This is a genomic window from Geodermatophilus sp. SYSU D00698 (genome assembly GCF_054050335.1).
On record NZ_JBJGZD010000003.1, the window covers coordinates 155,661 to 173,481 of the forward strand.

Annotated in this window: 28 protein-coding genes; 3 read left to right on the plus strand and 25 right to left on the minus strand. The window is 71.1% G+C overall.

Annotation, left to right across the window (positions count from 1 at the left end; translation table 11 throughout):
• Window positions 1-5: 5 nt before the first annotated feature.
• The 25 genes from rplO to rpsL form a co-directional block, all read right to left on the minus strand.
• Window positions 6-449: a 50S ribosomal protein L15 gene (rplO, locus tag ACI8AB_RS04050; protein WP_387987723.1), complete on the minus strand. Its 444-nt coding sequence runs from the start codon at window positions 447-449 to the stop codon at window positions 6-8.
• A 13-nt stretch (window positions 450-462) separates the two neighbouring features.
• On the minus strand, window positions 463-642 hold the full coding sequence (rpmD, locus tag ACI8AB_RS04055; protein WP_456949056.1) for a 50S ribosomal protein L30: 180 nt from the start codon (window positions 640-642) through the stop codon (window positions 463-465).
• Window position 643: 1 nt separating this feature from the next.
• A complete protein-coding gene (rpsE, locus tag ACI8AB_RS04060; protein WP_387987727.1) occupies window positions 644-1,258 on the minus strand; it encodes a 30S ribosomal protein S5 in 615 nt (204 codons plus the stop codon).
• Window positions 1,259-1,298: 40 nt separating this feature from the next.
• The gene (gene rplR / locus ACI8AB_RS04065) at window positions 1,299-1,706 is read right to left on the minus strand and encodes a 50S ribosomal protein L18 (RefSeq protein WP_387987729.1); all 408 of its coding nucleotides are present in this window, start codon (window positions 1,704-1,706) and stop codon (window positions 1,299-1,301) included.
• Window positions 1,706-2,245: a 50S ribosomal protein L6 gene (gene rplF / locus ACI8AB_RS04070; RefSeq protein ID WP_387987731.1), complete on the minus strand. Its 540-nt coding sequence runs from the start codon at window positions 2,243-2,245 to the stop codon at window positions 1,706-1,708. The genes rplR and rplF overlap by 1 nt, the downstream gene beginning before the upstream one ends.
• 14 nt (window positions 2,246-2,259) lie before the next feature.
• Window positions 2,260-2,664, minus strand: a complete 405-nt coding sequence (rpsH, locus tag ACI8AB_RS04075; RefSeq protein ID WP_456949057.1) for a 30S ribosomal protein S8 — start codon at window positions 2,662-2,664, stop codon at window positions 2,260-2,262.
• A gap of 122 nt (window positions 2,665-2,786) precedes the next feature.
• The gene (locus tag ACI8AB_RS04080) at window positions 2,787-2,972 is read right to left on the minus strand and encodes a type Z 30S ribosomal protein S14 (protein WP_012950469.1); all 186 of its coding nucleotides are present in this window, start codon (window positions 2,970-2,972) and stop codon (window positions 2,787-2,789) included.
• A gap of 22 nt (window positions 2,973-2,994) precedes the next feature.
• Entirely contained in the window at window positions 2,995-3,579 is a 585-nt protein-coding gene (rplE, locus tag ACI8AB_RS04085) for a 50S ribosomal protein L5 (protein ID WP_387987736.1), read from the minus strand.
• A 2-nt stretch (window positions 3,580-3,581) separates the two neighbouring features.
• Entirely contained in the window at window positions 3,582-3,935 is a 354-nt protein-coding gene (gene rplX, locus ACI8AB_RS04090; protein ID WP_456901391.1) for a 50S ribosomal protein L24, read from the minus strand.
• A gap of 2 nt (window positions 3,936-3,937) precedes the next feature.
• Window positions 3,938-4,306: a 50S ribosomal protein L14 gene (gene rplN, locus ACI8AB_RS04095; RefSeq protein ID WP_387987738.1), complete on the minus strand. Its 369-nt coding sequence runs from the start codon at window positions 4,304-4,306 to the stop codon at window positions 3,938-3,940.
• Between the two features lie 221 nt (window positions 4,307-4,527).
• Window positions 4,528-4,827 carry a 30S ribosomal protein S17 gene (rpsQ, locus tag ACI8AB_RS04100; protein ID WP_387987740.1) on the minus strand — a complete coding sequence of 100 codons (300 nt, stop codon included), beginning with the start codon at window positions 4,825-4,827 and terminating at the stop codon, window positions 4,528-4,530.
• Entirely contained in the window at window positions 4,824-5,057 is a 234-nt protein-coding gene (gene rpmC / locus ACI8AB_RS04105) for a 50S ribosomal protein L29 (RefSeq protein WP_387987741.1), read from the minus strand. Before rpmC ends, rpsQ begins: the two co-directional genes overlap by 4 nt.
• A complete protein-coding gene (gene rplP, locus ACI8AB_RS04110; RefSeq protein ID WP_387987743.1) occupies window positions 5,057-5,473 on the minus strand; it encodes a 50S ribosomal protein L16 in 417 nt (138 codons plus the stop codon). The genes rpmC and rplP overlap by 1 nt, the downstream gene beginning before the upstream one ends.
• A 3-nt stretch (window positions 5,474-5,476) precedes the next feature.
• The gene (rpsC, locus tag ACI8AB_RS04115) at window positions 5,477-6,382 is read right to left on the minus strand and encodes a 30S ribosomal protein S3 (protein WP_387987745.1); all 906 of its coding nucleotides are present in this window, start codon (window positions 6,380-6,382) and stop codon (window positions 5,477-5,479) included.
• On the minus strand, window positions 6,382-6,861 hold the full coding sequence (gene rplV, locus ACI8AB_RS04120; protein WP_456929499.1) for a 50S ribosomal protein L22: 480 nt from the start codon (window positions 6,859-6,861) through the stop codon (window positions 6,382-6,384). The genes rpsC and rplV overlap by 1 nt, the downstream gene beginning before the upstream one ends.
• 26 nt (window positions 6,862-6,887) lie before the next feature.
• On the minus strand, window positions 6,888-7,169 hold the full coding sequence (rpsS, locus tag ACI8AB_RS04125; protein WP_089402109.1) for a 30S ribosomal protein S19: 282 nt from the start codon (window positions 7,167-7,169) through the stop codon (window positions 6,888-6,890).
• A 24-nt stretch (window positions 7,170-7,193) separates the two neighbouring features.
• Window positions 7,194-8,027: a 50S ribosomal protein L2 gene (rplB, locus tag ACI8AB_RS04130; RefSeq protein ID WP_387987748.1), complete on the minus strand. Its 834-nt coding sequence runs from the start codon at window positions 8,025-8,027 to the stop codon at window positions 7,194-7,196.
• A gap of 41 nt (window positions 8,028-8,068) precedes the next feature.
• A complete protein-coding gene (rplW, locus tag ACI8AB_RS04135) occupies window positions 8,069-8,371 on the minus strand; it encodes a 50S ribosomal protein L23 (RefSeq protein WP_100497379.1) in 303 nt (100 codons plus the stop codon).
• Entirely contained in the window at window positions 8,368-9,186 is an 819-nt protein-coding gene (gene rplD, locus ACI8AB_RS04140; RefSeq protein WP_456949058.1) for a 50S ribosomal protein L4, read from the minus strand. The genes rplW and rplD overlap by 4 nt, the downstream gene beginning before the upstream one ends.
• On the minus strand, window positions 9,183-9,848 hold the full coding sequence (rplC, locus tag ACI8AB_RS04145) for a 50S ribosomal protein L3 (RefSeq protein ID WP_387987752.1): 666 nt from the start codon (window positions 9,846-9,848) through the stop codon (window positions 9,183-9,185). The genes rplD and rplC overlap by 4 nt, the downstream gene beginning before the upstream one ends.
• A gap of 16 nt (window positions 9,849-9,864) precedes the next feature.
• The gene (gene rpsJ, locus ACI8AB_RS04150) at window positions 9,865-10,170 is read right to left on the minus strand and encodes a 30S ribosomal protein S10 (RefSeq protein WP_014742859.1); all 306 of its coding nucleotides are present in this window, start codon (window positions 10,168-10,170) and stop codon (window positions 9,865-9,867) included.
• Between the two features lie 166 nt (window positions 10,171-10,336).
• Window positions 10,337-11,530: an elongation factor Tu gene (tuf, locus tag ACI8AB_RS04155; RefSeq protein ID WP_387987755.1), complete on the minus strand. Its 1,194-nt coding sequence runs from the start codon at window positions 11,528-11,530 to the stop codon at window positions 10,337-10,339.
• Window positions 11,531-11,623: 93 nt separating this feature from the next.
• On the minus strand, window positions 11,624-13,723 hold the full coding sequence (gene fusA / locus ACI8AB_RS04160; RefSeq protein WP_387987757.1) for an elongation factor G: 2,100 nt from the start codon (window positions 13,721-13,723) through the stop codon (window positions 11,624-11,626).
• 103 nt (window positions 13,724-13,826) lie between these two features.
• Window positions 13,827-14,297: a 30S ribosomal protein S7 gene (rpsG, locus tag ACI8AB_RS04165; RefSeq protein WP_075013303.1), complete on the minus strand. Its 471-nt coding sequence runs from the start codon at window positions 14,295-14,297 to the stop codon at window positions 13,827-13,829.
• Window position 14,298: 1 nt separating this feature from the next.
• On the minus strand, window positions 14,299-14,673 hold the full coding sequence (gene rpsL, locus ACI8AB_RS04170; protein ID WP_012950487.1) for a 30S ribosomal protein S12: 375 nt from the start codon (window positions 14,671-14,673) through the stop codon (window positions 14,299-14,301).
• Window positions 14,674-15,298: 625 nt separating this feature from the next.
• Between rpsL and ACI8AB_RS04175 the strand changes: the two genes are divergently transcribed.
• From ACI8AB_RS04175 to ACI8AB_RS04185, 3 genes are all read left to right on the plus strand, one after another.
• Window positions 15,299-16,264, plus strand: coding sequence for a hypothetical protein (locus ACI8AB_RS04175; RefSeq protein WP_456949059.1), 966 nt, complete (start codon window positions 15,299-15,301; stop codon window positions 16,262-16,264).
• Window positions 16,265-16,410: 146 nt separating this feature from the next.
• Entirely contained in the window at window positions 16,411-16,641 is a 231-nt protein-coding gene (locus ACI8AB_RS04180; protein ID WP_456949060.1) for a hypothetical protein, read from the plus strand.
• A gap of 77 nt (window positions 16,642-16,718) precedes the next feature.
• Window positions 16,719-17,762, plus strand: coding sequence for an LLM class F420-dependent oxidoreductase (locus ACI8AB_RS04185; protein WP_456949061.1), 1,044 nt, complete (start codon window positions 16,719-16,721; stop codon window positions 17,760-17,762).
• Window positions 17,763-17,821 lie beyond the last annotated feature (59 nt).

Genomic DNA, 17,821 nt, shown 5'->3' on the forward strand with positions numbered 1-17,821 from the left:
GGCGGTCAGATGCGGGTGGTGCTGCCCCCGGCCGCGGCGATCTTCTCGGCGGCGGAGGCCGAGAAGGCGTGCGCGTGCACGGTGACCTGGACGCCGCCCAGCTCACCGGTGCCGAGGACCTTCACCGGCTGGCCGCGGCGGACCGCGCCGGCGTCGGCGAGCGTGTCGGGGTCGACGTGCCCGCCCTGCGGGAACAGGGACGCGATCCGGTCGAGGTTGACGACCTGGAAGACGACCTTGTTCGGGTTCTTGAAGCCGGACATCTTGGGCAGCCGCATGTGCAGCGGCGTCTGGCCGCCCTCGAAGCGCGCGGAGGTGTTGCCGCGTGCCCCGGTGCCCTTGGTGCCGCGACCGGCGGTCTTGCCCTTGGAGCCCTCACCCCGGCCGACGCGCGTCTTGGGGGTGTGGGCGCCCGGGGCCGGACGCAGGTGGTGGACCTTGAGAGTCATGACGAGTCCCTGCTCAGATCTCTTCCACGGCGACGAGGTGCGTCACCGTGGCGACCATCCCGCGGATCTCGGGACGGTCCTCCTGCACGACCGTGTCGTTGATCCGCTTGAGGCCCAGGGACCGCAGCGTCTGCCGCTGGTTGGGCTTCGTGCCGATCGCCGACCGGATCTGGGTCACCTTCAGCTGCGCCATGTCAGACCCCCTGGCCCGCACGCGCCCGCAGCATGGCGGCCGGGGCGACGTCCTCGAGGGGCAGCCCGCGGCGGGCGGCGATCTCCTCGGGCCGGACGAGCTCCTTCAGCGCCTGCATGGTGGCGTGCACGATGTTGATCGGGTTCGACGAGCCGAGGCTCTTCGAGAGCACGTCGTGGATGCCGGCGCACTCGAGGACGGCGCGCACCGGGCCACCGGCGATGACACCGGTACCGGGGCTGGCCGGCTTGAGCAGCACGACACCGGCAGCGGCCTCACCCTGCACCGGGTGCGGGATGGTGCTGGCGATGCGCGGCACCTTGTAGAAGTGCTTCTTGGCCTCCTCGACGCCCTTGGCGATCGCCGCGGGCACCTCCTTGGCCTTGCCGTAGCCGACGCCCACGGTGCCGTCACCGTCGCCGACGATCACCAGGGCGGTGAAGCTGAAGCGCCGACCACCCTTGACGACCTTCGACACGCGGTTGATGGCCACCACGCGCTCGATGTAGTTGCTCTTCTCGGCAGGCGCGCCGCCGGGCCCCCGCCCGCCGTCACGACGGTCGCGGCGGTCGTTGCCGCCGCCGGCGCCGCCGCCGCGTCGCTGTGGTCCTGGCATCAGACGTCCCTCTCGATCTGCTGGTTGGCGGTGCTGCTCATCAGAAGTCCAGCCCGCCCTCACGCGCGCCGTCGGCCAGCGCGGCGATGCGGCCCTGGTAGCGGTTCCCCCCGCGGTCGAACACGACCTTGGTGATGCCGGCGGCCTGGGCGCGCTCGGCGACCAGGGCGCCCACCCGGCGGGCCAGGGCGGACTTGTCGCCCTCGGCGCCGCGCAGGCTGGCGTCGAGCGTCGAGGCGCTCACCAGCGTACGGCCGGCGGTGTCGTCCACCACCTGCACGTGGATGTGCCGCGTGCTGCGGTTGACCACCATGCGCGGGCGGTCCGGCGTGCCGGAGACCCGCTTGCGGAGCCGGTTGTGGCGGCGCAGCCGCGAGACGCGGCGCGCGGTGCTGATGTCGGTGCCGACGGGCGTGTGCACCCGAGCGGCCTTCTCGGTCTGTGCCATCACTTACCCGTCTTCCCGACCTTGCGCTTGACGACCTCGCCCTGGTAGCGCACGCCCTTGCCCTTGTACGGGTCGGGCTTGCGGAGGCCGCGGATGTTGGCGGCCACCTGGCCGACCTGCTGCTTGTCGATGCCGGTCACCCGCAGGCGGGTGGGCGACTCGACGGTGAAGGTGATGCCCTCCGGGGCACGCACCGGCACCGGGTGGCTGTAGCCGAGCGCGAACTCCAGGTCCGAGCCGCGGGCCTGGACGCGGTAGCCGACGCCGACGATCTCGAGGGTCTTGGTGTAGCCCTCGGTGACGCCGGTGATCATGTTGGCGATCAGCGTGCGGGACAGGCCGTGCAGCGCCCGGCTCTCGCGCTCGTCGTCGGGCCGCTGGACGCTCAGCGTGCCGTCCTCGCCCCGGGCGACCGTGATGGGCGCCGCGACGGTGTGGGACAGGGTGCCCTTGGGGCCCTTCACGCTGACCGTCTGGCCGTCGATGGTGACGTCCACGCCACCGGGCACGGGAACCGGCAGTCGTCCGATCCGTGACATCTCGCTCGCTCCTCTTACCAGACGTAGGCGAGGACTTCCCCGCCCACGCCCTTCTTGGTCGCCTGCCGGTCGGTCAGCAGCCCGGTCGAGGTGGAGATGATGGCCACCCCCAGGCCGCCCAGGACCTTCGGCAGGGCGTTCGACTTCGCGTAGACCCGCAGGCCCGGCTTGGACACCCGGCGCACCCCGGCGATGCTGCGCTCGCGGTTGGGGCCGAACTTGAGGTCGATCACCAGCTCCCTGCGGGTGGCGCCGTCCTTCTCGACGTCCTCGACGCGCCAGCCGGCGATGTAGCCCTCCTGCTGGAGGATCTCGGCGATGTGCGTCTTGAGCTTCGACGACGGCATGCGCGTCGAGTCGTGGTAGGCCGTGTTCGCGTTGCGCAGCCGCGTGAGCATGTCCGCGATCGGGTCGGTCATCGTCATGGGTGTCGTGCCTCTCTCGCCGCGGTTCCTCACGCGTCCCTCGCGTGGGCCTCTCGGCGAACGGTGGAGCTGGGGGCCCGCCCCGCGCGGTCAGCGCGCGGGGCGGGTGGTGCGGACTACCAGCTGGACTTGCTCACGCCCGGCAGCTCGCCGGCGTGCGCCATCTCCCGCAGGCAGATCCGGCACAGGCCGAACTTGCGGAAGACCGAGTGCGGACGACCGCACCGCTGGCAGCGGGTGTAACCGCGGACCGCGAACTTGGGCTTGCGGGCCGCCTTGTTGATCAGCGCCTTCTTGGCCATCTGTCTGTCTCCTCGGCCCGGCTCAGCGGATGGTGGTGACGACGGGCTGGCCGGCGAACGGGAAGCCCAGGAGGCGCAGCAGCTCGCGACCCTCCTCGTCGTTCGTGGCGGTGGTGACCAGCGTGATGTCCATGCCACGCGGACGGTCGATCTTGTCGACGTCGATCTCGCGGAACATCGACTGCTCGGTCAGCCCGAACGTGTAGTTGCCGTGCCCGTCGAACTGCTTGGCGTTCAGGCCGCGGAAGTCGCGGATGCGGGGCAGGGCCAGCGCCAGGAGCCGGTCGAGGAACTCCCACATGCGGTCGCCGCGGAGGGTGACCTTGGCGCCGATGGGCATGCCCTCGCGCAGCTTGAACTGGGCGATGGACTTGCGGGCCCGGACGACGGCCGGGCGCTGGCCGGTGATGGCGGTGAGGTCGCGGACCGCGCCGTCCATCAGCTTCGCGTCGCGGGTCGCCTCGCCGACGCCCATGTTGACGACGATCTTCGTCAGCCGCGGGATCTGCATGACGTTCTCGAAGCCGAACTCCTCCTGGAGGGCCGGCACGATCGACTCGCGGTAGTGCGCCAGCAGGCGCGGGAGCTCACGGGTGGGTGCAGTCATCGTCAGAGGTCCTTACCGGTCCGCCGCGACACCCGGATGTTGCGGCCTTCCTCGTCCTGGCGGTAACCGACCCGGGTCGGCGTCCCCTCGGAGTCGATCACCATCACGTTGCTGACGTGGATGGGAGCCTCCTGGGTGACGATGCCGCCCTGCTGCGCGCCCCGCTGGTTCGAGCTGATGCGGGTGTGCTTCTTGACGCGGCCGACGCCCTCGACGAGGACCTTCTGCAGCTTGGGGTAGGCGGCGATCACGCGACCCCGGGCGCCCTTGTCCTTGCCGGACAGGACCACCACGGTGTCGCCCTTCTTCACCTTCATGCCCGGCGTCTTGGCCGGCGGGGTCTTCTTGGCAGCCATGGTCAGAGCACCTCCGGGGCGAGCGAGATGATCCGCATGAAGCGCTTGTCGCGCAGCTCGCGGCCGACGGGACCGAAGATGCGCGTGCCGCGCGGGTCGCCGCTGTCGCGGATGATCACCGCGGCGTTCTCGTCGAAGCGGATGTAGGAGCCGTCGGGACGACGACGCTCCTTCCGCGTGCGGACGACGACGGCCTTGACGACGTCGCCGCGCTTGACGCCGGCACCGGGCAGCGCGTCCTTGACGGTCGCCACGATGACGTCGCCGATGCCGGCGTAGCGCCGCCCGGAGCCGCCGAGCACCCGGATGCAGAGGATCTCCTTCGCACCGGTGTTGTCGGCGACCCGGAGCCGCGACTCCTGCTGGATCACGTCCTACTCCCAAATCTCAGTGGTGACAGCCGGGCCGGAACGGTGAACCGGCTGTCCGGTACCCACGCGCGGACGCACCGGCGACTGGTGCCGCCGGTGCGTCCGACACGGGTACCGGGATGTGGCGCTCACCCGGAGGGGCGCCAGTCGTCCAGGGTACCCGGTCCCGCGACCCGCCCCGCAGGGCGTGGGTCACAGGGCCCGCGGACCCCCGACGGGTGTTACTTGGCCTTCTCGAGGACCTCGACCAGCCGCCACCGCTTGGTGGCCGACAGCGGCCGGGTCTCCATGATCTGCACGCGGTCACCGATGCCGGCGACGCCCTGCTCGTCGTGGGCCTTCAGCTTGCTGGTGCGACGGATGACCTTGCCGTAGAGGCCGTGCTTCACGCGGTCCTCGACCTCGACGACGATGGTCTTGTCCATCTTGTCGCTGACCACGAGGCCCTCGCGGACCTTGCGGTAGCCGCGGCCGGCCAGGCCGGGGCCGCTGGCGACAGCGGTGTTCTGGGGCTCGCTCATGCCACACCCTCGTTCGGGGCGACCGAGAGACCCAGCTCGCGCTCGCGCATGATCGTGTAGATCCGGGCGATGTCGCGGCGGACGGTCTGCAGTCGCCGGTTGTTGTCCAGCTGGCCGGTGGCCACCTGGAAGCGCAGGTTGAACAGCTCTTCCTTGTGCTCACGCAGCCGCGTGGCGAGCTCCTCGGCCGAGAGCTCGCGCAGCTCCGGGGCGGTCAGACCGGCGGCCATCACACCTCTCCTTCACGCGTGATGAAGCGAGCCTTCATGGGCAGCTTGTGGATGGCGCGGCGCATGGCCTCGCGGGCCACCGACTCCGGGACACCCGACAGCTCGAACATGACGCGGCCCGGCTTGACGTTGGCGACCCACCACTCCGGGGAGCCCTTGCCGGAACCCATGCGGGTCTCGGCCGGCTTCTTGGTGAGCGGGCGGTCCGGGTAGATCGTGATCCAGACCTTGCCGCCACGGCGGATGTGCCGGGTCATGGCGATACGGGCGGACTCGATCTGCCGGTTGGTCACGTACGCCGGCTCGAGGGCCTGGATGGCGTACTCACCGAAGTTGATCGCCGTGCCGCCCTTGGCCCGGCCGGAGCGGTCCGGGTGGTGCTGCTTGCGGTGCTTGACGCGCCGGGGGATCAGCACGTGTCAGCCCTCCGTGTTCTCGGTCGCGGTCGTCTCGGCCGCGGCGGTCGCCTCGGGGCCGGCGGCCTCGGCGACGGTCTGCTCGGGCGCGACCTCACCCGAGGTCACGGCCACGGTGCTGTCGCCGGTCTCCGGACCGGTCGACGTCTCGGCGGCGGCGCGGCCGGCCTCGGTGCCACCGGCGGTGGTGCCGCTGGAGCCCGACCGGCGGGGGCGCTGCGGGCGCTCCCGGCGCTGCTGCCGGGCGGCGAGGGCCTCGAGGGCCTCGCGCTCGGCACGCGAGCCGCTGACGTCGCCCTTGTAGATCCACACCTTCACGCCGATGCGGCCGAAGGTGGTGCGGGCCTCGTACAGGCCGTAGTCGATGTTCGCCCGGAGGGTGTGCAGCGGCACGCGACCCTCGCGGTAGAACTCCGACCGGCTCATCTCGGTGCCGCCCAGGCGCCCGGAGCACTGCACCCGGATGCCCTTGACCTGCGGGCTGCGCTGGGCCGACTGCATGGCCTTGCGCATGGCGCGGCGGAAGCTGACGCGGCTGGACAGCTGCTCGGCCACGGCCTGGGCCACGAGCTGGGCGTCGGCCTCGGGGTTCTTGACCTCGAGGATGTTCAGCTGCACCTGCTTGCCGGTGAGCTTCTCCAGCTCGCCGCGGATGCGGTCGGCCTCGGCGCCGCGGCGGCCGATGACGATGCCCGGCCGGGCGGTGTGGATGTCGACCCGGACCCGGTCACGGGTGCGCTCGATCTCCACCTTCGAGATGCCGGCGCGCTCCATGCCCTTGGTCATGAGCTTGCGGATGGCCACGTCTTCCTTGACGTAGTCCTTGTACAGCTTGTCGGCGTACCACCGGGACTTGTAGTCGGTGGTGATGCCGAGGCGGAACCCGTGCGGGTTGACCTTCTGACCCACTAGCGGGTCCCTCCCCTCGTGTTGGAGCGCTGCTGCGTGCCCTGCTGCTGCGTCGCCGGGCCGGACTGGCCGGTGCGCCGGCGGGCGGTGCGGGACTTGCCGGCGAGCTCGGCGCTGGAGCCGACCTCGCTCACCTCGACGGTGATGTGGCTGGTCCGCTTGTTGATGCGGTAGGCGCGGCCCTGGGCGCGCGGCCGAATCCGCTTCATGGTCGGGCCCTCGTCGACGTAGGCGGCGCTGACGACGAGCGCGGCCGGGTCCAGCCGCAGGTTGTGCTCGGCGTTGGCGACGGCGCTGGCGACAACCTTGGCCACCGGCTCGCTGGCCGACTGCGGGGCGAACCGCAGGAGCGCCAGGGCCTCGTCGGTGGGCAGGTAGCGGATGAGGTCCACCACCCGGCGTGCCTTCATGGGGGTGACGCGGACGCCGCGGGCGACGGCCCGGGCGACCTGCGTCTCCTCTCCCAGCTGGGAAGTCATCTCAAGTCTCTCTCTCGGGACCGGGCTCAGCCGCGCCGCGACCGGCGGTCGTCCTTGACGTGACCGCGGAAGGTCCGGGTCGGAGCGAACTCGCCGAGCTTGTGCCCGACCATCGCCTCGGTCACGAAGACCGGGACGTGCTTGCGACCGTCGTGCACGGCGATGGTGTGGCCGAGCATGTCCGGGATGATCGTCGAGCGGCGGGACCAGGTCCGGATGACCGTCTTGGTGCCCTTCTCGTTCTGCGCGTCCACCTTCTTGAGCAGGTGGTCGTCGACGAACGGGCCCTTCTTCAGGCTGCGTGGCATGTCTGTCGGACTCCTCTAACCCGCTCAGCGCTTCTTGTTGGTGCGCCGGCGGCGCACGATCAGGGCGTCACTGGCCTTGCGCTTGCGCGTGCGGCCCTCCGGCTTGCCCTTCGGGTTCACCGGGTGGCGACCACCGGAGGTCTTGCCCTCACCACCACCGTGCGGGTGGTCCACCGGGTTCATGGCGACACCGCGGACGGTCGGGCGCTTGCCCTTCCACCGCATGCGGCCGGCCTTGCCCCAGTTGATGTTCGACTGCTCGGCGTTGCCCACCTCGCCGACGGTGGCGCGGCAGCGCACGTCGACGTTGCGGATCTCGCCCGAGGGCATGCGCAGCTGGGCGAAGCGGCCCTCGCGGGCGACCAGCTGGACGCTGGTGCCGGCGGAGCGGGCGATCTTCGCGCCGCCACCCGGCCGCAGCTCGATCGCGTGGACCACCGTGCCGACGGGGATGTTGCGCAGCGGCAGGTTGTTGCCCGGCTTGATGTCGGCCGAGGGGCCGCACTCCACCGTGTCGCCCTGCTTCAGGCGGGCCGGCGCGATGATGTAGCGCTTCTCGCCGTCGGCGAAGTGCAGCAGCGCGATGCGGGAGGTGCGGTTCGGGTCGTACTCGATGTGCGCGACCTTCGCCGGCACGCCGTCCTTGTCCGCCCGACGGAAGTCGATGACGCGGTAGGCGCGCTTGTGGCCGCCGCCCTGGTGGCGAGCGGTGACCTTCCCGTGGACGTTGCGCCCGCCGCGACCGTGCAGCGGCCGGACCAGCGACTTCTCGGGGTGGTCGCGGGTGACCTCGGCGAAGTCGGCGACGCTGGAGCCACGGCGGCCCGGCGTCGTCGGCTTGTACTTGCGGATAGCCATTGCTGACTCGGTTCCTCTGTCTCTGGTCCGGCGGTCCGGGCTCAGGCGCCCGGGCCCCCGAAGATCTCGATCCGGTCGCCGGGCGCCAGCGAGACGATGGCCCGCTTGGTGTCCTTGCGCTTGCCGAGCTTGTTGCCCCGGCTGCGCTTGCGCTTGCCCTGGCGGTTGATGGTGTTCACGCCGAGGACCTTCACGTTGAAGACCTGCTCGACCGCGATCTTGATCTGTGTCTTGTTGGCCTCGGGCAGCACCACGAACGTGTACTGGTTCTCGTCCAGCAGCCCGTAGCTCTTCTCCGAGATGACCGGCGACAGCAGGACGTCCCGGGGGTCGCGGACGCTCACGCCTTCTCCTCGGTGGTGTCGGTGGCCTCGTTCTGCTCGAGGTCCAGGTCGGTCGTGCCCTCGGCCGGCTGGATGGACGGGATGGCGCCGGGGATGTCCGGCGTCGTCAGGTCCGGCTTGGTCAGCGAGGCGCCGCCCTTGCCGCCGCTGCCGCCGTGCGGGCCGGCGACGAACTCGGCCAGCGCGGTCTCGGTGAAGACCACCTCGTCGCTGACCAGGACGTCGTAGGTGTTGAGCTGGCCGGCCTCGATCAGGTGCACGCGCGGCTCGTTGCGCAGGCTCACCCAGTTGAGGACGTCGTCGCGGTCGAGGACCACGAGCACCCGCTTGGCACCGGTCACGGCGTCGAGCGTGGCGATGGCCGCCTTGGTCTTCGGGGCGTCGCCGTCGACGAAGGTGGTGACGACGTGCACGCGGCCGGCGCGCGCCCGGTCGGAGAGGGCGCCGCGCAGGGCGGCGGCCTTCATCTTCTTGGGCGTGCGCTGCGAGTAGTCGCGCGGCTGGGGGCCGTGGACCGTGCCACCGCCGGCGAACTGCGGCGCGCGGATCGAGCCCTGCCGGGCACGGCCGGTGCCCTTCTGGCGGTACGGCTTGACGCCACCGCCGCTGACGGCGCCGCGCGTCTTGGTCGCGTGCGTGCCCTGGCGGGCCGCGGCCAGCTGGGCGACGACGACCTGGTGCATGAGCGCGACGTTCGCGTTCGCGTCGAACAAGTCACCGGGCAGCGTGACGCTGCCGGAGGTCTCCCCCGCCGGCGTGCGGACGTCGACCTGGCGGTCGGCGCGCGCCGCCTCGGTCGCGGTCGACTGGGTCACTGGTTGTCACTCCCCACGGGGCCACCCTTGACGGCCGAGCGGACGAGCACGAGGCCGCCCTTCGGGCCGGGGATGGCACCCTTGATCAGAAGCAGGCCGCGCTCGGTGTCCACCTTGTGGACGGTGAGCGAGAGCGTCGTGGTCTTGACCGCACCCATGCGGCCGGCCATCTTCAGGCCCTTGAACACGCGGCCGGGGGTGGAGGCACCGCCGATGGAGCCGGGGTGCCGGTGCTTGCGCTGGGTGCCGTGGGCGGCACCGAGGCCACGGAAGCCGTGCCGCTTCATGACACCCGCGGTGCCCTTGCCCTTGCTGGTCCCGATGACGTCGACCTTGGCCACGCCGTCGAACACGTCGACGGTGAGCTCCTGGCCGGTCGTGTACTGACCGGCGTCCTCGGTGCGCAGCTCGACCACGTGGCGGCGCGGCGTCACGCCGGCCTTGGCGAAGTGGCCACCCTCGGGCTTGTTCACCTTGCGGGGGTCGATCTCGCCGAAGCCGAGCTGGACGGCCGAGTAGCCGTCGACCTCGGGGGTGCGCACCTGCGTCACCACGTTCGGGCCCGCCTTGACGACGGTCACCGGCACGATGCGGTTGTTCTCGTCGAAGACCTGGGTCATCCCCAGCTTCTCGCCGAGGAGCCCGCGGAACGTACTCGCCATGACTGGACTCGGTTCCTTACTGGATGTTCACGTCGACCGAGGCCGGCAGGTCGATGCGCATGAGCGCGTCGACCGTCTTCGGCGTCGGGTCGAGGATGTCGATGAGCCGCTTGTGCGTGCGCATCTCGAAGTGCTCGCGCGAGTCCTTGTACTTGTGCGGCGAGCGGATGACGCAGTACACGTTCTTCTCCGTCGGCAGCGGCACCGGGCCGACGACGCGCGCACCGGTCTTGGTCACCGTGTCGACGATGCGCCGCGCAGAGGCGTCGATCGCCTCGTGGTCGTAGGCCTTCAGCCTGATGCGGATCTTCTGTCCCGCCATCGCTGTCTCTCGCTCCTGCCGATCGCTGTTCTGCTAGCTGGGGAACGCCGGGTGCGTCCGGACGTCATCCGGTCCGGCCCCAGCGGGGAGGGTGGCGGTGCACACACGCAGCACGCACACCCGGGGACGGGCGGCGGCGCAGGGGTGCGCCGCCGCCCGTCGGGTGTTACTTGAGGATCTTGGTGACGCGGCCGGCGCCGACGGTGCGGCCACCCTCACGGATGGCGAACCGCAGGCCCTCCTCCATGGCGATCGGCTGGATGAGCTCGACCGTCATCTCGGTGTTGTCGCCCGGCATGACCATCTCGGTGCCGGCCGGCAGGGTCACGACGCCGGTGACGTCGGTCGTCCGGAAGTAGAACTGCGGACGGTAGTTGTTGAAGAACGGCGTGTGACGGCCACCCTCGTCCTTCGAGAGGATGTAGACCGAACCCTCGAAGTTGGTGTGCGGGGTGATCGAGCCGGGCTTCACGACGACCTGGCCGCGCTCCACGTCCTCGCGCTTGATGCCGCGCAGCAGCAGACCGACGTTGTCGCCGGCCTGGCCCTGGTCGAGCAGCTTGCGGAACATCTCGACGCCGGTGACGGTGGTCTTGGTCGACGACGGGCGGATGCCGACGATCTCGACCTCCTCCGACACCTTGACGATGCCGCGCTCCACGCGACCGGTGACGACGGTGCCGCGACCGGTGATGGTGAAGACGTCCTCGACGGGCATGAGGAAGGGCTTGTCGATCTCACGCTGCGGCTCGGGGATCGCCGTGTCGACGGCGTCCATGAGCTCCATGAGCTTGTCGCCCCACTCGGCGTCGCCCTCGAGGGCCTTCAGCGCCGAGACGCGGACCACGGGGACGTCGTCGCCCGGGAACTCGTACTCGGACAGCAGCTCGCGGACCTCCAGCTCGACGAGCTCGAGGATCTCCTCGTCGTCGACCATGTCGGCCTTGTTCAGCGCCACGACGATGTAGGGGACGCCGACCTGGCGGGCCAGGAGGACGTGCTCCTTGGTCTGCGGCATCGGGCCGTCGGTCGCGGCGACCACCAGGATGGCGCCGTCCATCTGCGCCGCACCGGTGATCATGTTCTTGATGTAGTCGGCGTGCCCGGGGCAGTCGACGTGCGCGTAGTGACGGTTCTCCGTCTGGTACTCGACGTGGGCGATCGAGATCGTGATGCCGCGGGCCTTCTCCTCGGGCGCCTTGTCGATCTGGTCGAAGGCCGACGCCTCGTTGAGGTCCGGGTACTTGTCGTGCAGCACCTTGGTGATCGCCGCGGTCAGCGTGGTCTTGCCGTGGTCGATGTGCCCGATGGTGCCGATGTTGACGTGCGGCTTGGTCCGCTCGAACTTGGCCTTGGCCACTGGGTTCCTCTCCTCGTGGTCTCGCGTCGTGCGCGGGAACTCTGGGGTGGGCTTGCTGGGGGTGCCGGGCGGGGACGTACCCCGCCCGGCGGGTCACTCGCCGGTGGCCTTGGCGATGATCTCCTTGGCCACGTTCTGCGGGACCTCGGCGTACGAGTCGAACACCATGGTGTAGCTCGCCCGCCCCTGGGTGCGGCTGCGCAGGTCGCCCACGTAGCCGAACATCTCCGAGAGCGGGACCAGGGCCCGGACGACGCGGGCGCCGGAGCGCTCCTCCATCGCCTGGATCATCCCGCGCCGGGAGTTCAGGTCGCCGATGACGTCGCCCATGTAGTCCTCGGGCGTGACGACCTCGACGGCCATCATCGGCTCGAGCAGGGCCGGGCTGGCCTTGCGGGCGGCCTCCTTGAAGACCATCGAGCCGGCGATCTTGAAGGCCATCTCCGAGGAGTCGACCTCGTGGTACTGGCCGTCGACGAGGGTCGCCTTGACGCCGACCATCGGGTAGCCGGCGAGGATGCCGTACTGCATGGCGTCCTGCATGCCCTGGTCGACCGAGGGGATGTACTCCTTCGGGATGCGACCACCGGTCACGGCGTTGACGAACTCGTAGGTCGGGCCGTCGCCGCTGACCTCCAGCGGCTCGATGCTGACCTGCACCTTGGCGAACTGACCGGACCCACCCGTCTGCTTCTTGTGGGTGTAGTCGACCTTCTCGACCGCCTTGCGGATGGTCTCGCGGTAGGCGACCTGCGGCTTGCCGACGTTGGCCTCGACGCGGAACTCGCGCCGCATGCGGTCGACCAGGATCTCCAGGTGGAGCTCGCCCATGCCGGAGATGACCGTCTGACCGGTCTCCTCGTCGAGGCGGACCTGGAAGGTCGGGTCCTCCTCGGCCAGCTTCTGGATGGCGGTGCCGAGCTTCTCCTGGTCGCCCTTGGTCTTGGGCTCGATCGCGACCGAGATGACCGGGGCCGGGAAGGTCATCGACTCGAGGATCACCGGGTTCTGCGGGTCGCAGAGGGTGTCACCCGTGGTCGTCTGCTTCAGGCCGACGACGGCGACGATCTGGCCGGCGCCCACGCCCTCGCGCTCCTCGCGCTTGTTGGCGTGCATCTGGTAGATCTTGCCGATCCGCTCCTTGCGGTCCTTGGTGCTGTTGAGCACCGGGGACCCGGAGTTGAGCCGGCCCGAGTAGACGCGGACGTAGGTCAGCTTGCCGAGGTGCTGGTCGGTCTGGATCTTGAAGGCCAGCGCCGAGAACGGCTCGTCCTCGTCGGCGTGCCGCAGGACCTCGGTCTCGCCGTCGAGGGCGGTGCCCACGATGGCCTCGATGTCCAGCGGGCTGGGCAGGTAGTCCACGACGGCGTCGAGCAGGGGCTGCACGCCCTTGTTCTTGAACGCCGTGCCGGTGAGTACCGGGTTGATCTGCGCGGCGATGGTCGCCTTGCGGATGGCGGCCTTGAGCTGGTCGACGGGGATGTCCTCGCCGCCCAGGTAGGCCTCCATGATCGCGTCGTCGGTCTCGGCGATCGTCTCGAGCAGCTTGTCGCGGTACTCGGCGGCCTGGTCGGCGAGCTCGGCGGGGATCTCCTCGATGGCGTAGTCCTCGCCCATCTTGGTCTCCCCGCGCCAGGTGAGCGCGCGCATCTGCACCAGGTCGACGACGCCGATGAAGTCGGCCTCGGCGCCGATGGGCAGCTGCAGCACGGCCGGGTTGGCGCCGAGCCGCTCGACCATCATGTCGACGCAGCGGAAGAAGTTCGCGCCGGTCCGGTCGAGCTTGTTGACGAAGCACATGCGCGGGACGCCGTACTTCTCCGCCTGCCGCCAGACCTGCTCGGTCTGCGGCTCCACGCCGGCGACACCGTCGTAGACGGCCACCGCACCGTCGAGCACGCGCAGGGACCGCTCCACCTCGACGGTGAAGTCGACGTGCCCCGGGGTGTCGATGATGTTGATGTCGTGGCCGTTCCAGGAGCACTTCGTCGCGGCGGACGTGATGGTGATGCCGCGCTCCTGCTCCTGCTCCATCCAGTCCATCGTGGCCGCGCCGTCGTGGACCTCACCGATCTTGTAGTTGATGCCGGTGTAGAAGAGGATGCGCTCGGTCGTCGTGGTCTTGCCGGCGTCGATGTGCGCCATGATCCCGATGTTGCGGGTCTTGGCGAGCTGGGCCTCGTTGCTGGCCATGTCTCACTCCTCTTTGTCTCTGGTCCGCGTGCGGTGGTCCGGGGGTGGCCCGGCGTCCCCGCCGGCGGGTGCTGGTGGACGGGTGTCACCAGCGGGGGTGCGACTACCAGCGGTAGTGCGCGAAGGCCTTGTTCGACTCGGCCATCTTGTGGGTGTCCTCGCGGCGCTTGACCGCGGCACCGAGGCCGTTGCTGGCGTCGAGCAGCTCGTTCATGAGGCGCTCGGTCATCGTCTTCTCGCGGCGCGCCCGGCTGTACTGGATCAGCCAGCGCAGGCCGAGGGTGGTGCTGCGGGAGGCGCGGACCTCGACCGGGACCTGGTAGGTCGCGCCACCGACGCGGCGGCTGCGGACCTCGAGGGCCGGCTTGACGTTGTCCAGCGCGCGCTTGAGCGTGACCACCGGGTCGGTGTCGGTCTTGGCGCGGCAGCCCTCGAGGGCGCCGTAGACGATCGACTCGGCGACCGAGCGCTTGCCGTCGACGAGGACCTTGTTCACCAGCTGGGTGACCAGCGGCGACTGGTAGACCGGGTCGTTGACCAGCGGACGGCGCGGCGCGGGGCCCTTGCGCGGCATGTCAGCTCTTCTCCTTCTTCGCGCCGTACCGGCTGCGAGCCTGCTTGCGGTTGCGGACACCCTGGGTGTCGAGCGAGCCGCGGATGATCTTGTAACGCACACCCGGGAGGTCCTTCACGCGGCCGCCGCGCACGAGCACCATCGAGTGCTCCTGCAGGTTGTGGCCGACGCCCGGGATGTAGGCGGTCACCTCGATGCCACTGGTGAGGCGGACGCGAGCGACCTTGCGGAGCGCCGAGTTCGGCTTCTTCGGCGTCGTGGTGTACACGCGGGTGCACACGCCTCGACGCTGAGGGGAGCCCTTCAACGCCGGGGTCTTGGTCTTCTCGACCTTGTCCTCGCGGCCCTTGCGGACCAGCTGGTTGATCGTGGGCATGGGTGGCCTGGATCTCCTACCTGCGCTGGGTCGTGCTGTGGACGGTGCTGCTGTCGTGTCGCCGGTGCCGGTCCTGCCGGGGTCGTCCGCCCTGGTCACGAGCCACTCACCGGTCCCCGCGGTCGGGCGTGTCGCCTTCCCCAGGACCGGCCGGCGGTCGAACCGGACAGGTCGCCCCCCGCGACTCGGCGCCGCCACCTCCGGACACCGTCCTCCGTGGACGGCCCACCGGGGCGGACCCGCGGCCAGGAGGCGGACCTCCGGACACCCAGGCGCACCGCGAACGGGAGCAGGCCCAGGGCACCCTGGGCACGGCTGACCACGATACCCGCGTGCTGGGAGGCGGTCAAAGCCGGGTCCCGGGAGCCGAGCGGGCAGGGTCTGCCTGCCACCCGGGCCCGTTCGACGGGGACAACGACGCGGCGACACCGGCCATTCCCGGCCGCCGCGGGGACCGTGCCGCACGGCCCCGGGGGAGGTCGCACCATACCGCGGCCGGGGCCGCGCGCCAGGGGACGTCGCCCGGGGGCGCGACCGCGCCTCCGCTCTCCGGTGGGCGCGCGACTGTCAGACCCTGCCCCTACCGTCGGTCCCAACGAGACCACTCACCGCTACGGAGGTCCTGGTGCTGATCGACACGGCGCGCGAGCTCAAGGCGCGGCTGTCCGCGCGCCTGGCCGAGGGCTTCCCCCCGGTCCGGGCCAGCGACCTCGGCGGCCGCGTGTGGACGCGGCCGGCCATCGGGCTGGCACCCGTCGCCCCCGGGCGGGTGCACCTCGCGATCCGCGTGGCGGCCGAGGACGACGCCCGGGTGCTGCTCACCGACCTCGACGACGTGGCGCGCGCCGAGATCGACGTCCGGGTGACCGGGCCGATAGTGCCGCTGTCCTCCCCCACCCCGGCCGAGCTGCAGCGGCGCACGTGCCCGCTGCACCCGGGACTGTCGGTGGCCCACCCGGCCGTCACGGCGGGGACGCTGGGCGGCTTCGTCCGGGTGGAGGGGCGGCTGGCGATCCTGTCCAACAACCACGTCCTCGCCGCCAGCGACGCCGGCGCGGTGGGGGACGCGGTGCTGCAGCCGGGGCCGGCCGACGGCGGCGTCCCGGCCGACCGGGTGGCCACGCTGACCGCCTTCGAGCGCTTCACCGAGGGGCGCAACAAGGTCGACGCCGCCGTCGCCGTCCTGGACGCGGGCGTCGAGGCCGAGCCCGGCCGGCTCCCCGGCGGGCCGCTGGCCGGCACCGTGGCCGACGGGCTGGAGGTGGAGCCGGACGAGGAGGTCGAGAAGGTCGGCCGCACCACCGGGCACACCCGCGGGCGGGTCACCGCGGTGGAGGTCGACGGGGTCGCCGTCCAGTACGACGACGGCGTGCACGTCTTCGACGACCAGATCGAGATCGAGGGCCTGTCGGGGTCGTTCTCCGCGGGCGGGGACAGCGGCTCGGTCATCTGGCGCAGTGCCGACCGCGTCCCGCTGGGCCTGCTGTTCGCCGGCAGCGACCAGGGCGGCAGCAACGGCGCCGGGCTGACCTTCGCCAATCCCCTGTCGACCGTGCTGGCCACCCTGGGGGCGGAGTGGGTCGCCTCCTGACCTCCTCCTGAGGTCGTCCCCCAGGTCAGGGGGATGTCGCTCCGGGCGGGAACGAGGCACCATGGGGAGGTGACCGAGCCCGCACGGCCGTCCGGGACCTCCCTCGTCCCGGGCACCCGGCGCGCGGGCGTCAGCGAGGAGACCTCGTGACCGACCGTGCCGCCGCCCGCGCCGCCAAGGGCGTCCTCGCCGACCAGCTCTCCGCCCAGCCGGGGGTCGTCGGCATCGGCCTGGCCCGGCGGGACAGCGGCTACGTCGTCAAGGTCGACGTCGCCGACGCCGACGCGGCCGGCCTGGTCCCCCGTGACGTCGACGGCGTCCGGGTCGTCACCGAGGTCGTCGGGGTGATCCGCCCGCTGCGCGGCCGCACCGCCTGAGCCCCGGGCCCGCCCGCGCGCACCCGCTACGGTCGCCGGAGGCGCCGACGCGGGCGCCGCCGACCAGAGGAGTGCAGGTGCGCATCGGCATCCAGGCCAGTTACGCGGGGGGTTTCCAGGAGACGGCGGCGGAGATCGTCGACCTCGAGGCCGCCGGGCTCGACCTCGCGATGTGCGCGGAGGTCTACACCTTCGACGCCGTCAGCCAGCTCGGTTACCTGGCCGCCGTCACGCAGCGGGTCGAGCTGATGAGCGCGATCCTGCCGATCTACAGCCGGACGCCGGCCCTGACGGCCATGACCGCGGCCGGCCTGGACTTCGTCTCCGGTGGGCGGTTCACCCTGGGCCTGGGCGCCTCCGGCCCGCAGGTCATCGAGGGCTGGCACGGCGTCCCCTACGACGCCCCGCTGCAGCGCACCCGCGAGGTCGTGGAGATCTGCCGGCAGGTGTGGCGCCGCGAGCGGCTCGTGCACGAGGGGCCGAAGTACACGGTGCCGCTGCCGGCCGAGCAGGGCACGGGCCTCGGCAAGCCGCTGAAGCTGATCAACACCCCGGTGCGCGAGCGCATCCCGGTGATGCTCGCCGCGCTCGGCCCCAAGAACGTGGAGCTCGCCGCCGAGATCGCCGAGGTCTGGGAGCCGATCTGGTTCATGCCCGAGCGCGCCGACGACGTCTGGGGCGACTCGCTGCGCGCCGGGAAGGCCAAGCGCGACGCCGCGCTCGGGGACCTGCAGGTCATCTGCGGCGTCCCGGTGGCGATCGGTGAGGACGTCGACCACCTGCACGACCTGGTGCGGCCGCAGCTGGCCCTCTACGTCGGCGGCATGGGCGCCCGGGGGAAGAACTTCTACAACGACCTCGCCCGCCGCTACGGCTACGAGGAGGCCGCCGGGACCGTCCAGGACCTCTACCTGGACGGGAAGAAGGACGAGGCGGCCGCGGCGCTGCCCGAGGAGTTCGTCCGCAGGGTCTCGCTGATCGGGCCGGAGTCCTACGTGGCCGAGCGGGTGGCCGCCTACGCGGAGGCCGGCGTCACCACCATCGCGCTGCAGCCCCTGGACGACAGCCGTGAGGGCCGGCTGCGGACGGTGGAGACCATGCGGAAGCTGGCCGACCGCTAGGCCGGTGTTGCGTCACGTGACGCAGCCGCTCCCCTGACACGCGGAAGGGCCCCGCAGAT